Origin of the sequence: Streptomyces sp. WM6372 (genome assembly GCF_001279655.1) — a bacterium.
In the GTDB taxonomy this organism is placed as follows: Bacteria; Actinomycetota; Actinomycetes; order Streptomycetales; family Streptomycetaceae; genus Streptomyces.
In genome coordinates this window covers 165444-179679 of sequence record NZ_LGDB01000001.1, presented here as the reverse complement: position 1 = coordinate 179679, position 14236 = coordinate 165444, and the positions used below count along the sequence as shown (strand labels likewise).

The 14236-nt window shown below is 70.6% G+C and carries 11 protein-coding genes; 7 read left to right on the top strand and 4 right to left on the bottom strand.

Annotated elements, in window-relative coordinates:
* Positions 1 to 10 precede the first annotated feature (10 nt).
* Positions 11 to 1453, bottom strand: a complete 1443-nt coding sequence (locus ADK52_RS00845) for a CCA tRNA nucleotidyltransferase (RefSeq protein WP_053687853.1) — start codon at positions 1451 to 1453, stop codon at positions 11 to 13.
* A gap of 185 nt (positions 1454 to 1638) precedes the next feature.
* Here ADK52_RS00845 and ADK52_RS00840 point away from each other — a divergent pair, with 185 nt between their 5' ends.
* From ADK52_RS00840 to trxA, 7 genes are all read left to right on the top strand, one after another.
* Positions 1639 to 3906 (top strand): DUF6049 family protein, encoded by a 2268-nt coding sequence (locus ADK52_RS00840; protein WP_199828430.1) that lies wholly within the window; start codon positions 1639 to 1641, stop codon positions 3904 to 3906.
* Between the two features lie 46 nt (positions 3907 to 3952).
* Positions 3953 to 6127, top strand: a complete 2175-nt coding sequence (gene murJ, locus ADK52_RS00835) for a murein biosynthesis integral membrane protein MurJ (RefSeq protein WP_053687851.1) — start codon at positions 3953 to 3955, stop codon at positions 6125 to 6127.
* 117 nt (positions 6128 to 6244) lie between these two features.
* Positions 6245 to 7972 carry a protein kinase family protein gene (locus ADK52_RS00830; protein ID WP_053687850.1) on the top strand — a complete coding sequence of 576 codons (1728 nt, stop codon included), beginning with the start codon at positions 6245 to 6247 and terminating at the stop codon, positions 7970 to 7972.
* 101 nt (positions 7973 to 8073) lie between these two features.
* On the top strand, positions 8074 to 8775 hold the full coding sequence (sigM, locus tag ADK52_RS00825; RefSeq protein ID WP_053687849.1) for an RNA polymerase sigma factor SigM: 702 nt from the start codon (positions 8074 to 8076) through the stop codon (positions 8773 to 8775).
* On the top strand, positions 8772 to 9701 hold the full coding sequence (locus ADK52_RS00820; protein ID WP_053687848.1) for an anti-sigma factor family protein: 930 nt from the start codon (positions 8772 to 8774) through the stop codon (positions 9699 to 9701). Before sigM ends, ADK52_RS00820 begins: the two co-directional genes overlap by 4 nt.
* Positions 9702 to 9826: 125 nt before the next feature.
* Positions 9827 to 10786, top strand: coding sequence for a thioredoxin-disulfide reductase (gene trxB / locus ADK52_RS00815; protein WP_053687847.1), 960 nt, complete (start codon positions 9827 to 9829; stop codon positions 10784 to 10786).
* Positions 10787 to 10840: 54 nt separating this feature from the next.
* On the top strand, positions 10841 to 11185 hold the full coding sequence (trxA, locus tag ADK52_RS00810; protein ID WP_053687846.1) for a thioredoxin: 345 nt from the start codon (positions 10841 to 10843) through the stop codon (positions 11183 to 11185).
* A gap of 84 nt (positions 11186 to 11269) precedes the next feature.
* Here trxA and ADK52_RS00805 read toward each other — a convergent pair whose 3' ends face one another.
* From ADK52_RS00805 to ADK52_RS00795, 3 genes are all read right to left on the bottom strand, one after another.
* Positions 11270 to 11887 carry a GNAT family N-acetyltransferase gene (locus ADK52_RS00805; protein WP_053687845.1) on the bottom strand — a complete coding sequence of 206 codons (618 nt, stop codon included), beginning with the start codon at positions 11885 to 11887 and terminating at the stop codon, positions 11270 to 11272.
* A 104-nt stretch (positions 11888 to 11991) separates the two neighbouring features.
* Positions 11992 to 13083, bottom strand: a complete 1092-nt coding sequence (locus ADK52_RS00800; protein ID WP_078987774.1) for a ParB/RepB/Spo0J family partition protein — start codon at positions 13081 to 13083, stop codon at positions 11992 to 11994.
* Positions 13080 to 14165, bottom strand: a complete 1086-nt coding sequence (locus ADK52_RS00795; protein ID WP_078987772.1) for an AAA family ATPase — start codon at positions 14163 to 14165, stop codon at positions 13080 to 13082. Before ADK52_RS00795 ends, ADK52_RS00800 begins: the two co-directional genes overlap by 4 nt.
* Positions 14166 to 14236: the final 71 nt, after the last annotated feature.

The window sequence follows — 14236 nt, the reverse complement described above, 5'->3', positions numbered from 1 at the left end:
CGGCCTCGGATCAGGCCTGCGCCGCCCACCATTCCTTGAGGGCGGCGACCGCGGCGTCGCGCTCCATCGGGCCGTTCTCCAGGCGCAGCTCCAGCAGGAACGCGTAGGCCTTGCCGATCACCGGCCCGGGACCGACGCCCAGGACCTGCATGATCTCGTTACCGTCCAGGTCGGGCCGGATGGCATCGAGCTCCTCCTGCTCCTGAAGCTGCGCGATGCGCTCCTCCAGGCCGTCGTAGGTGCGGGAGAGGGCATTGGCCTTGCGCTTGTTGCGCGTGGTGCAGTCGGACCTGGTGAGCTTGTGCAGGCGGTCCAGGAGCGGGCCGGCGTCGCGGACGTAGCGCCGCACCGCGGAGTCGGTCCACTCGCCGTCCCCGTAGCCGTGGAAGCGCAGGTGCAGCTCCACCAGCCGGGACACGTCCTTGACCATGTCGTTGGAGTACTTCAGCGCGGTCATGCGCTTCTTGGTCATCTTCGCGCCCACCACCTCGTGGTGGTGGAAGGAGACCCGGCCGTCGCTCTCGAACCGGCGGGTGCGCGGCTTGCCGATGTCGTGGAGCAGGGCCGCCAGCCGCAGCACCAGGTCCGGGCCGTCGTGCTCCAGCGCGATGGCCTGCTCCAGCACGATCAGCGAGTGGTCGTAGACGTCCTTGTGCCGGTGGTGCTCGTCACTCTCCAGCCGCAGGGCGGGCAGCTCGGGCAGGACGTGGTCGGCCAGCCCGGTGTCCACGAGCAGACCCAGGCCCTTGCGGGGGTGCGCGGACAGCAGCAGCTTGTTGAGCTCGCCCTGCACCCGCTCCGCCGAGACGATCTCGATCCGGTCCGACATCGCCTTCATCGCCGCCACGACCTCGGGAGCGACCTCGAAGTCGAGCTGGGCGGCGAAGCGCGCCGCACGCAGCATCCGCAGCGGGTCGTCGGAGAAAGAGTCCTCCGGAGTGCCGGGGGTGCGCAGAACGCCCGCCTGGAGGTCCTCCAGGCCCCCGTGCGGGTCCACGAACTCCTTCTCCGGGAGCGCGACCGCCATCGCGTTCACGGTGAAGTCACGGCGGACCAGGTCCTCCTCGATCGAGTCGCCGTAAGAGACCTCCGGCTTGCGCGAGGTGCGGTCGTACGACTCCGAGCGGTACGTGGTCACCTCGATCTGGAAGCCGTTCTTCTGGGCTCCGACGGTGCCGAAGGCGATGCCGACGTCCCACACCGAGTCGGCCCACGGCCGGACGATCTTCAGGACGTCCTCGGGGCGGGCGTCGGTGGTGAAGTCGAGGTCGTTGCCGAGACGCCCGAGCAGCGCATCGCGTACGGACCCGCCGACCAGGGCAAGGCGGAAGCCGGCCTCCTGGAACCGGCGGCCGAGCTCGTCGGCGACAGGAGCGACCCGCAGCAGTTCACTGACCGCGCGGAGCTGCACCTGACTCAGGGCACTGGGGTTGTCTTCGTTGGCGTTCGGCACAACAGAAAAGGGTACGTGCCCCGCCCGGCGAGGGCTCCCGCGTTTACGGCCGCCCCGGCATGCGCCGCCCCCGGGGCGGCCCCGATCATGTGGAGCAAGGCGCGGCACTCGCGCACAGCGGGTCTCGTTACCATGCGTGGACGCACAAACGACGACCACTGACACTTCGAGGGACGGGCTAGCGCGTGGCCGAGGCGGCAGACATCCAGGGGGCACCCCCCGCACCTGCCCGGCGCCGCTGGCTGCGGCGGGCAGTCGTTCTGCTGGCCGGGACCCCCGTGCTCGCCGCTCTGGTCTACTCACCCGCCCCTCAGGCCGCCCAGGCCGCCGAGGCGGGCACCGTCGACGTACAGCTGGACGGGATGGCCCCCGCGGCCCCGGTCAAGGGCGACACGCTCACCATCTCCGGCAGCGTGGTCAACAACGGCCGCGAGACGATCACCGGCGCGCACGTGGGTCTGCGGGTCGGGCCCGCCCTGGGCGACCGGGCCTCCATCGACGAGGCGGCGGAACGCGCCGGGTTCCGGGCGGGAACGGATCCCGGTGAGATCGATCCGGCCTATGCCGTGAAGATCCCCTCGCTGCCGTCCAAAGCCAAGCAGGAATTCACCCTCAACGTCCCGGTGAACAAGCTGGAGCTGGACAAGGACGGCGTCTACCAGATCGGCGTCTCGCTGTCCGGGGAGACCGAGAGCCGCCAGTACGAGCAGGTGCTCGGCATCAAGCGGACCTTCCTGCCCTGGCAGCCGGAGGCCGCCTCCAAGCGCTCCCAGCTCACGTACCTGTGGCCGCTGATCTCCACCACGCGCCTGACCGCGGAGACCGGCTCGGACGAGCTCCAGACCCCCGTCTTCCTCGACGACTCCCTCGCCGGGGAGCTCAAGCCCGGCGGACGCCTCCAGCAGATGGTCGCCCTCGGCAAGGACCTGCCCGTCACCTGGGTCATCGACCCCGACCTGCTCTACACGGTCGACGCCATGACGAAGGGCTACCGGTACCGCACGCCGGACGGCCGGATCGTCCAGGGCAAGAGCAAGGCCGTCGCCGAGCAGTGGCTGAGCTCCCTGGAGACCGCGGTCCAGGGCAAGAAGATCGTCGCGCTGCCGTTCGCCGACCCCGACATCGCCTCCCTCGCCCACCAGGGCAAGGACGTCTCGGGCACCCTGGGCCAGCTGCGGCCGGCCACCGACAAGGCGAAGCAGGCCGTGGAGACCGTGCTCCACGTCACCCCGTCCACCGACTTCTCCTGGCCCCTGGACGGTGCCATCGACCCGTCGATCGTCAACGTGGCGACCTCCGCGGGCGCCCACAACGTCCTGACGCGCAGCGACAGCCTCCAGGAGACCGGCGCCCTCGGCTACACGCCCTCCGCGGCCCGTCCCATCGGCGCGGGCACCACCGCCGTCGTCGCCGACGCCGACCTGTCCACCGCCTTCGAGGGCGACATGCTGAACGCCGGGAACGCCACGCTGGCCGTGCAGCGCTTCCTGGCCCAGAGCCTCGCCCTGAACCTGCAGAAGACCGACAACCAGCGCAGCTTCGTCGTCACCCCGCAGCGGATGCCGTCCAGCAGCCAGGCGCAGACGATGGCGGCCGCCGTACGGGGCCTGCAGGCGGGCCGCTGGACCCAGCCGGCCGACCTCGACGCCGCGGCCGCGGCCAAGCCCGACGCGGGGGTCAACACCCAGGTCCCGGGCGCCGGCCAGTACCCCGAGGCACTGCGCAAGACGGAGCTCCCGGTCTCCGCCTTCGAGAAGATCCGCACCACCCAGAACACCCTGGACCACTTCAAGGTGATCCTCAGCGCGCCCGACCGCGTGGAGATCCCCTTCGGCAACACCACCAACCGCGAGATGTCCACCTCCTGGCGCGGCCGCCCCGAGGAGGCGCGGCTCTACCGGGAGCAGGTGCAGGAGTACCTGATCGGTCTCACCGAGAAGGTCAAGGTCGTCCCCAAGTCCGACGCGACCCTGTCCGGACACAGCGCGACCATCCCGGTCAGTGTCCAGAACAGCCTCGTCCAGGACGTACACAACCTCGTCCTGCGAGTGAAGTCCGCCAACCCCACCCGCCTGATGTTCGGCGACAGCGGCCAGGCCGAGCAGGAAGTGACCGTCACGGGCGGACACAGCCAGACGGTCAAGTTCACCGCCAACGCCACCGCGAGCGGCCCCGTCGAGGTCACCGCACAGCTCTTCACCACGGACGGCGTGCCCTACGGCAAGGCACGCAAGTTCACCGTGGAGGCCACCGAGATCACCCCGACCGTCATGCTCGTCATCGCCGGCGGCGTCCTCCTCCTCGTCCTGGCGGGCATCAAGATGTACGCCAGCCGCAAGCGCGTCGCGGCCCGTGCGGCCGCCGAGGAGAGCACGCAGCCGAGTGACGAGACCCCGGACACCGGACCGCAAAGCACCGGGCCGTCCGGCACGGGTGAGACAGTGGACCGTTGAGCGATGCCGTGGCCGGTCGGCCTGGGGACGATGAGGTGGGGTTTCGATGAACGCGCCGTACGACGGTGACCGCGCGCAGGGCACTGGTGGGCCCGCGCCCTACCAGGGCGCTGCCCCGGGCACCCCGGTGGCCGGGCAGGTCCCCGTGCCTGCGCCCGCGCCGGACCGTGACCCGTACGTCCAGGACGCCTACGACTACGATCCGTACCGGTCCCAGGACCTGTCGGCCCAGGACCCCGTCGCCGAGGTCCTCTACGACCGGGCCTCGCACCCTCCGCCGCCGCCCGGCACCTACCAGGAGCCCGGACCGCTCTACGCGGCCCCGCAGGCGCCCGCGCACGCCCCCGACCCGCAGGTCTGGGCCCAGACCCCGCCGCCCGAGCCGGACGGGCCCTCCCGGCACCTGCCCTACGGCGACCACGCGACGACCACCCAGTTCGTCGGCGTGGACTCCCTGGTCACCAAGGCGGCGGACGAGAAGCCCGAGCCCGACGCCTTCGCGCACCTCTACCGGGACCAGCAGGGCGCTCCCGGCACCCCGGTGGAGGACGTCCCCGTCGCCGCCCCGGCGCCGAGCAAGCCCGCCGGCCGCGCCTCGGGCCTCCTCAAGTCCAGCGCCGTCATGGCCGCGGGCACGATCGTCTCCCGCATCACCGGCTTCCTGCGGACCCTCGTCATCGCCGGTGCCATCGGCGTCGGCACGTTCAACGACACGTACCAGATCGCCAACACCCTGCCGACGATGATCTACGTGCTGGTCGGCGGAGGCGCGCTCAACGCCGTCTTCATCCCGCAGCTGGTACGGGCCATGAAGCAGGACGACGACGGGGGCGAGGCCTACGCCAACCGCCTCCTGACGCTCGTCGTCGTGCTGCTGGCCGCCATCACCACGATCTGCGTCCTCGCGGCGCCGGTGTTCATCACGATGATGTCGCCGAAGCTCGCGTCCGACCCCCAGCAGATGGACGTCGCGGTCGCCTTCGCCCGCTACTGCCTGCCGACCATGTTCTTCATGGGCGTGCACGTGGTCCTCGGTCAGATCCTCAACGCACGCGGCCGGTTCGGCGCGATGATGTGGACCCCCGTCCTCAACAACATCGTCGTCATCGCCACGTTCGGCGCCTTCATCTGGGCCTTCGGCGGCTTCACCACCTCCGGTGTCAGCGCGACCACCGTCACCCCCGAGGGCGTCCGCCTGCTCGGTCTGGGCACCCTCCTGGGCCTCACCGTCCAGGCCCTCGCGATGCTGCCCTACCTGCGCGACGCCGGCTTCAGGCCGCGCCTGCGCTTCGACTGGCGGGGCCACGGCCTCGGCAAGGCCGCCCGCCTGGCCAAGTGGACGTTCTTCTTCGTCCTGGCCAACCAGATCGGCCTCGTCGTCGTGACGCAGCTGGCCACCTGGGCCGGATCCGTCGCGGAGAAGCAGGGCCACCCCGGCACCGGCATCACCGCCTACAACTACGCCCTGCTGCTGTGGCAGATGCCGCAGGCCATCATCACCGTCTCCGTCATGACGGCCGTGCTGCCGCGCATCTCCCGCTCCGCCCACGACGGGGACGCCGCCGCCGTCCGCGACGACATCTCCTACGGACTGCGCACCTCGGCCGTCGCGATCGTGCCCTGCGCGTTCGCGTTCCTCGCCCTCGGCGTCCCGATGGCCACGCTGCTGTACGCCGGTTCCGGATCCGGAGCCCAGAACATCGGCTACGTCCTGATGGCCTTCGGCCTCGGACTCATCCCGTACTCCGTCCAGTACGTCGTCCTGCGCGGGTTCTACGCCTACGAGGACACCCGGACGCCCTTCTACAACACGGTCATCGTCGCCGGCGTCAACGCGGCCGTCTCCACCGCCGCGTTCTTCGTGCTCCCGGCGCGCTGGGCCGTCGTGGGCATGGCCGCCGCCTACGGCCTCGGCTACACGGTCGGCGTCGGTGTCGCCTGGCGGCGCCTGCGCACCCGGCTGGGCGGCGACCTCGACGGCGCCCACGTGATGCGCACCTACGCCCGCCTCACCGGTGCCTGCGTCCCCGCGGCCGCCGTGGCGGGCGCGGCCGCCTACGCAGTCACCCAGTGGCTCGGCAGCGGAGTCACCGGCTCCCTCGCCTCGTTGGCCGCCGGCGGTGTCGCACTGGCCGCCGTATTCGTCGTGGCGGCCAAGCGGATGCGCATCGAAGAGCTCAACGCCATGGTCGGAATGGTCCGCGGCCGCATGGGTCGCTGATGCGCACAACCGTCGGACCCCTTCGCGTGTCGTGCATAGCGCCGGACTGTGGGCACAATTGGCATGGCTTCGCAGACTGGCCGACAGCGCGTAACGGATGGGGAGGCAGGAACGACGGTGGCGGAACGTAGCACGGCTGCCGTCGACGTGGCCGACAACGGCGGCAACAAGCCGCCCGCCGCAGATGCGGCGAAGGCCACGGCCGACGGGGTGGACACCCAGAACGGACGAGCCGCGGACGGATCCATGCCCGAAAAGGACGGCGAACGCAGAAAAGCGGCCCCTGCTGCCGCCCCCGAACTCCACAGCGGCCACAAGCTCGCCAGGCGCTACCGCCTCGAAGAGTGCGTCACCCGTCTGGACGGATTCAGCAGCTGGCGCGCCATGGACGAGAAGCTCCGCCGCGCCGTGGGCGTCCACCTGCTGCCCGCCGACCACCCCCGGGCCCGCGCCGTCCTGGCCGCCGCCCGCTCCTCCGCGCTGCTCGGCGACCCGCGGTTCGTCCACGTCCTCGATGCCGTGGAGGAGAACGACCTCGTCTACGTCGTCCACGAGTGGCTGCCCGACGCCACCGAGCTGACCGCGGTCCTCGCCGCGGGTCCCCTGGAGCCCCACGAGGCCTACCAGCTCGTCACCCAGGTCTCCCAGGCCATGGCCGCCGCACACCGCGAGGGCCTCGCCCACCTGCGGCTGACGCCCAGCGCCATACTGCGGACCTCCACGGGCCAGTACCGCATCCGCGGGCTCGCCGTGAACGCCGCCCTGCGCGGCATCACCAGCGACACCCCGCAGCGCGCGGACACCGAGGCCATCGGCGCCCTGCTGTACGCCGCCCTGACCCAGCGCTGGCCCTACGAGAACGACGCGTACGGGCTGACCGGCCTGCCCAAGGGCGTCGGCCTGATCGCGCCCGACCAGGTCCGTGCCGGAGTGCACCGGGGGCTGGGGGAGCTCGCCATGCGCGCCCTCGCCAACGACGGGGCCACCGCCTCCCGGCAGGAGCCGCCCTGCACCACCCCGGAGGAACTGGCGAAGGCCGTCGCCGCGATGCCCCGCATCCGGCCGCCGGAGCCCGCTTTCACGGCTCCGCCGGAGTACCAGCACACCACCTATCAGCAGGGCAGCTACGGCCGGCCCATGCCGCCCGGCGCGCCCACGGCCCCGACGCGCGCTGTCCCGCCTCCGCCGCCCCCGCTGCAGAGCCGTACCGGCCGGGTCCTCAAGTGGGGTGTCGCGGCCCTGCTCATCGCCGCCCTCGGCCTGGGCAGCTGGCAGCTCGCCGACACCCTGCTGGGACGCAACAACGCCGGCTCGGGGAACTCGCAGCCCAATCAGCACACCGAGGACGCCCCGAAGAACAAGGAACCGGGCAAGCCGCTCACCATCAAGCACGCCTCCGTCATCGCCTACGGAGGTGTGGAGGGTGTGAACACCAAGGACAGCGACAAGACCGTCGACAACAACCCCGACACCGGATGGATCACCCCCCGGTACGAGGGATACGCCAACTTCGGAAACCTGACCGGACGCATGGACGGCAGCGGCATCATCGTCGACCTCGGCAGTGTGCAGAACGTGTCGGAAGTCGACATAGAGCTGAGCGTGCCGGGACAGAAGGTCCAGGTCCGTGCCGCGGCCCCGGAGGCTTCCTCCCCGGACTCGTTCTCCGACTTCAGTCAGGCGATCACGAAGCCGGAGACGGCCCAGAAGAAGCTCCAGGCCACGCTCGACACCCCGATCCGTACCCGCTACGTGCTGGTCCACGTCATCGAAGTGCCCTCGGACGGCACCGGTGGCTTCCGGGGCGGCATCAACGAGATCAAGGTGCTCGGCACCACCGAATAGGCCCCGGCCGCCACGGATACGGGACCGCTGCGCCAACTGCGCAGCGGTCCCTCGTATTCAGCCCGCCCGACCCGTACGCTCCCTTCCGGAGGGGAGGTGTGATGCACTCAGCCACGGGAGACGACCGGAGCGACCAGGAGCTGCTGGCGCTGCATGTCGCCGGTGATCCCGACGCCTTCGGGGAGCTCGTACGGCGCCACCGCGATCGGCTGTGGGCCGTGGCCCTGCGCACCCTCGGCGACCGCGAGGAAGCCGCCGACGCGGTGCAGGACGCCCTCGTCTCCGCCTACCGGGCCGCCCACACGTTCCGCGGTGAATCGGCCGTCACCACCTGGCTGCACCGCATCACCGTCAACGCCTGCCTCGACCGGGCCCGCAAGGCCGCCTTCCGCAGGACCTCGCCCCTCGACGACACGGAGCGCCTGGAGCGCCTCCTGGAGCCCCACGAGTCCGCCGAGGCACCGGCGGAGCGCCAGGACCTCCACCGGCAGCTCCTGGCCGCCCTCGGCACGCTCCCGGCCGAGCAGCGGGCCGCCCTGGTCCTCGTCGACATGCAGGGATACCCCGTCGCCGAGGCAGCCCGTGTCCTCGACGTCCCCACCGGCACCGTGAAGAGCCGGTGTGCGCGCGGCCGGGCGAAACTCCTGCCGATGCTCACTCATCTGCGCTCGAATGCCGGGGATAACACCGCCGCCGAGCGGGGAAGGAACCGGACGCCGGGGACATCCGTCCCACCAGCGGCAGACCCCAGTCAGCCAGCCCCAGACGCAGACACGGTGAAGGGCGGAGGTGGACGAACGTGACTCCCACAACCGGCACGATCCGGCACCCTGACGTCTCGGAGATCTCCGACCTGACCGAAGGGCTCCTCTCCCCGGTCCGGACCGCCGAGGTACGCCGCCATCTGGGCGACTGCCCGCTGTGCGCCGACGTCCACGCCTCCCTGGAAGAGATCCGAGGGCTCCTCGGCACCCTGCCGGGGCCGCCCCGGATGCCCTCCGACATCGCCGGGCGCATCGACGCGGCCCTCGCCGCCGAAGCCCTCCTCGACTCCACCGCACCCCGGGCGGAGCCCGTCCCGGCCTCCGATGTTTCACGTGAAACATCGCCCGCCGCGCCCTCCGGTCCGGGCATGGGGCGGCCCGCCGGCCACCCGGCCGGAGCAACCGGTCCCGGGCGCCGTCGCGCCCGCCGCCGGATCGCCGTCATCGCCGGCCTGGCCGGAGCGGCTGCCTGCGCTCTCGGGATCTTCCTCGCGGGCAACCTGCTCGGGACCGGCTCCCCGGACACCGCCGCCCGCAAATCCGCGACGAGCGCGACGGCCGAGGCCCCCGTCGACGGCACGTACACCGCGCAGGGCCTCCAGGACAACGTGCACCGACTCCTGGCCTCCGGACCCGGCCCGAAGATCGCCCCGCAGGAGGAACAGCCGAACAACACGTACGGATTGGAGAACACCACGCCCTCGCCGGGCCTGGCTCCCGGTGACGGCAACCGCACGACCACCTCCTCCGTGCCGGCCTGTGTCCAGGACGCCACCGGGCGCCCCGACACCCCGCTCGCGGCCGAACGAGGCAGCTACCAGGGCGCCGAGGTCTACCTCCTCGTCCTGCCGCACCCCGGCGACCCGGCCCGGGTGGACGCCTACCTCGTGGGCACCGGGTGCACGAACACCCCGTCGACCATCCCCGACAAACCATTGCTGACCAGGACATATCCTCGAAGCTGACACCTTCGGGACCGCGAGGGAGCGGACCGGGAATGCATGCGCCGTAGGATCCGTTGGGTGGGGTGAGACAACACACGGCCCCTTCGGCAAGCAGCGTGCAGTCCACAGAGACGAGGAAGAAACCCGTGAGCGACGTACGAAACGTGATCATCATCGGTTCCGGGCCGGCCGGCTACACCGCCGCCCTGTACACCGCACGCGCTTCGCTCAAGCCGCTGGTCTTCGAAGGCGCGGTCACCGCAGGTGGCGCGCTGATGAACACCACCGAGGTCGAGAACTTCCCCGGCTTCCAGGACGGCATCATGGGTCCGGACCTCATGGACAACATGCGCGGCCAGGCCGAGCGCTTCGGCGCCGAGCTCGTCCCGGACGACGTCGTGTCCGTGGACCTCACCGGTGACATCAAGACCGTCACCGACACCGCCGGCACCGTGCACCGCGCCAAGGCCGTGATCGTCACCACCGGCTCCCAGCACCGCAAGCTCGGGCTCCCCAACGAGGACGCCCTGTCCGGCCGCGGTGTCTCCTGGTGCGCCACCTGTGACGGGTTCTTCTTCAAGGACCAGGACATCGCCGTCGTCGGCGGTGGCGACACCGCGATCGAGGAGGCCACCTTCCTCTCGCGCTTCGCCAAGTCCGTCACCATCGTGCACCGCCGCGACACCCTTCGCGCCTCCAAGGCCATGCAGGACCGCGCTTTTGCCGACCCGAAGATCAAGTTCGCCTGGGACAGCGAGGTCGCCGAGATCCACGGCGAGCAGAAGCTCTCCGGCCTCACCCTGCGCAACACCAAGACCGGTGAGACCTCCGAGCTCCCCGTGACGGGCCTCTTCATCGCCGTCGGCCACGACCCGCGCACCGAGCTGTTCAAGGACCAGCTGGAGCTCGACGAGGAGGGCTACCTCAAGGTCGAAGCCCCCTCGACGCGCACCAACCTCACCGGCGTGTTCGGCGCGGGCGACGTCGTGGACCACACGTACCGTCAGGCCATCACCGCCGCGGGCACCGGCTGCTCCGCGGCCCTGGACGCCGAGCGCTTCCTCTCCGCCCTCGCGGACGCCGAAAAGGCGCACGCGACGGTCTGACCCCTCGCTCATCCCCACACCCCACACCCCGCAGGAAAGAATTAGGAGGCCGCAGTGGCCGGCACCCTCAAGAACGTGACCGACGCCGACTTCGACGCCGAGGTCCTGAACAGCGACAAGCCTGTCCTGGTGGACTTCTGGGCCGAATGGTGCGGCCCGTGCCGCCAGATCGCCCCGTCCCTGGAGGCCATCGCGGCCGAGTACGGCGACGAGATCGAGATCGTCAAGCTCAACATCGACCAGAACCCGGACACGGCCGCCAAGTACGGCGTCATGTCCATCCCGACCCTGAACGTCTACCAGGGCGGCGAGGTCGTGAAGACCATCGTGGGCGCCAAGCCGAAGGCCGCCATCCTGCGTGACCTCGACCCCTTCGTGACCATCAAGCCGACGGTCTGACGGCTCGAAGCTCCACCCGGCGGCAGCCGGGAGTGTTTCACGTGAAACGGGGCCGCCCCCTTGAGGGGCGGCCCCGTTCGCACATCACAGCGGGCGCAGCGCGGGTTCCTTGCGTGCCGCACCGAGCAGCCGGTCCAGCGCGAGCTCCACGTCTTCCTTCCACGAGAGCGTCGAACGCATCTCCAGCCTCAGTCGCGGATGGATGGGATGGGGCCGCACCGTCTTGAAGCCCACGGCCAGCAAGTGGTCCGCCGGCAGCAGGCAGGCCGGGCCCTCCCAGCGCGCGTCCCCGAACGCCTCGATCGCCCGGAACCCGCGCCTGAGCAGGTCCTTGGCCACCGTCTGGACCATCACCCGTCCCAGGCCCTGACCCTGATAGCCCGGCATGATCCACGCCGTGATCAGCTGGACCGCATCGGGGGACACCGGGCTCGTCGGGAAAGCCGTGGCCCGCGGCACGTACGCCGGCGGCGCGTACAGCACGAACCCCACCGGGACCTCGTCCACGTAGACCACGCGGCCGCACGAACCCCACTCCAACAGGACGGCGGAGATCCACGCCTCCTTCTCCAGCGCCGGAGTCCCCGCCTTCACGGCGGCCTCACCGCTGACGGGATCCAACTCCCAGAACACACAGGACCGGCAACGCCGAGGCAGGTCCTGAAGGTTGTCCAGCGTGAGTGGTACCAACCGACGCCCCATGAGCGCATCGTATCCACAGCCCGAATCAGGCGAAACCGCAACAAGGCAAAGGGCGGACCGCGCCGGTTCGCACCGGCACGATCCGCCCCTCGGCGGCCGGGGAGTCACTCCCCGGACAGACCCTGCTCCAGTACCCGGCCCTCGCCCGGCGCCAGCGTCCCCAGAATCCGCTCCAGATCCTCCATCGAGGCGAACTCGACGGTGATCTTGCCCTTCTTCTGGCCCAGATCCACCTTCACCCGCGTCTCGAACCGGTCCGACAGCCGCGTCGCCAGCTCACTGAGCGCGGGAGCCACCCGGGCGCCGGCCCGCGGACCCTTCGGCTTCACGGGACCCTCGGGCTCCGAGCCCATCAGCGAGACGATCTCCTCGACCGCACGCACCGACAGGCCCTCGGCGACGATCCGGTGCGCCAGCTTGTCCTGGGCCTCGGAGTGCTCCACCGACAGCAGCGCCCGCGCATGTCCGGCAGACAGCACACCCGCGGCCACCCTGCGCTGGACCGGCGGCGAGAGCTTCAGCAGACGCAGCGTGTTGGACACCTGCGGCCGCGAACGCCCGATCCGGTCCGCCAGCTGGTCGTGCGTGCAATTGAAGTCCTGGAGCAGCTGGTCGTACGCGGCCGCCTCTTCCAGGGGGTTCAGCTGCGCCCGGTGCAGGTTCTCCAGCAGCGCGTCCAGCAGCAGCTTCTCGTCGTCCGTCGCCCGGATGATCGCCGGAATGCGCTCCAGCCCGGCCTCCCGGCAGGCCCGCCAGCGACGCTCACCCATGATGAGCTCGTAGCGGCCCGGAGCCGACTGCCGCACCACCACCGGCTGGAGCAGACCCACCTCCTGGATGGAGGTGACCAGCTCCGCCAGCGCGTCCTCGTCGAACACCTCACGGGGCTGCCGCGGGTTCGGCGTGATCGAGTCCATCGGGAGCTCGGCGAAGGTCGCCCCGGCCACCACATTGGCCTCGGGCTCCACCGCCTCCGGCTCATCCGCCACTGCAACCGCAGTCAATGTTTCACGTGAAACATCGGCCTGCGCCAGCGAAGCCAGCTTCGCCGCCGCGACCCCGCGCTCCGAAGGCAACATCGGCACCGCCGACGGAGACGTCGAGCCGGCACCGATCACCGGGGGCGTCTTCTCCTGGGGAGCGGCGGGGATCAGCGCGCCGAGCCCCCGCCCCAGACCCCTACGTCGCTCACTCACTGGATCCCCTCCGCCACACTCTGCGTGCTGTTCATGCCCGCGCCCAGATGGGCGTGCTGGGCGTCGTACGAAATTCCGGCCCCCCGCAGCGCGATCTCACGCGCAGCTTCCAGATAGGAAAGAGAACCACTCGAACCCGGATCGTAGGTGAGCACCGTCTGGCCGTAACTCGGCGCCTCGGAAATGCGCACCGAACGCGGGATGCTCGTGCGCAGCACCTCCTTGCCGAAGTGGGTGCGCACCTCCTCCGCCACCTGCGAGGCCAGCCGGGTCCTGCCGTCGTACATCGTCAGCAGGATGGTCGACACGTGCAGCGCCGGGTTCAGGTGGGCCCGTACCAGGTCGACGTTGCGCAGCAGCTGGCCCAGACCCTCCAGCGCGTAGTACTCGCACTGGATCGGGATCAGCACCTCGGCGCCGGCCACCAGGGCGTTCACCGTCAGCAGCCCCAGCGAGGGCGGACAGTCGATCAGGATGTAGTCCAGCGGCTGCTCGTACGCCTGGATGGCGCGCTGGAGCCGGCTCTCGCGAGCCACCAGGGACACCAGCTCGATCTCCGCACCCGCCAGGTCGATCGTGGCCGGAGCACAGAAGAGCCCCTCCACGTCCACCACTGGCTGGACGACCTCCAGCAGCGGCCGGCTGTCCACGAGCACGTCGTAGATCGAGGGCACATCCGCGTGGTGGTCGATCCCGAGCGCCGTGGACGCGTTGCCCTGCGGGTCGAGGTCGACCACGAGGACCCGCGCGCCGTGCAGGGCCAATGAGGCCGCCAGGTTCACGGTCGTGGTGGTCTTGCCCACGCCGCCCTTCTGGTTGGCGACCACGATGACCCGTGTCTGCGCCGGGCGGGGCAGCCCCTCGCCGGCGCGCCCCAGCGCCTCGACCGCCAGCTGGGCGGCACGGCCGATGGGCGTGTCGTTGTCTACAAGGGGCGACGATGTTTCACGTGAAACATCGTCGCCCGCTGATTCAGAGCGGGGACCGGGGACCGGGTCGGCCATCGGCCCCGCGAGGTTGGCGTCGGACCGCACGGTGTCACTCTCCTCGACATCAGGCTCGCGATGAACAGAGCCTGCCATGACACCCGGGTCGCGAACCAGCGGGGCCCGTACTCCTGTGGATGAATCCACCGTTGTGGACAACTCCGTCC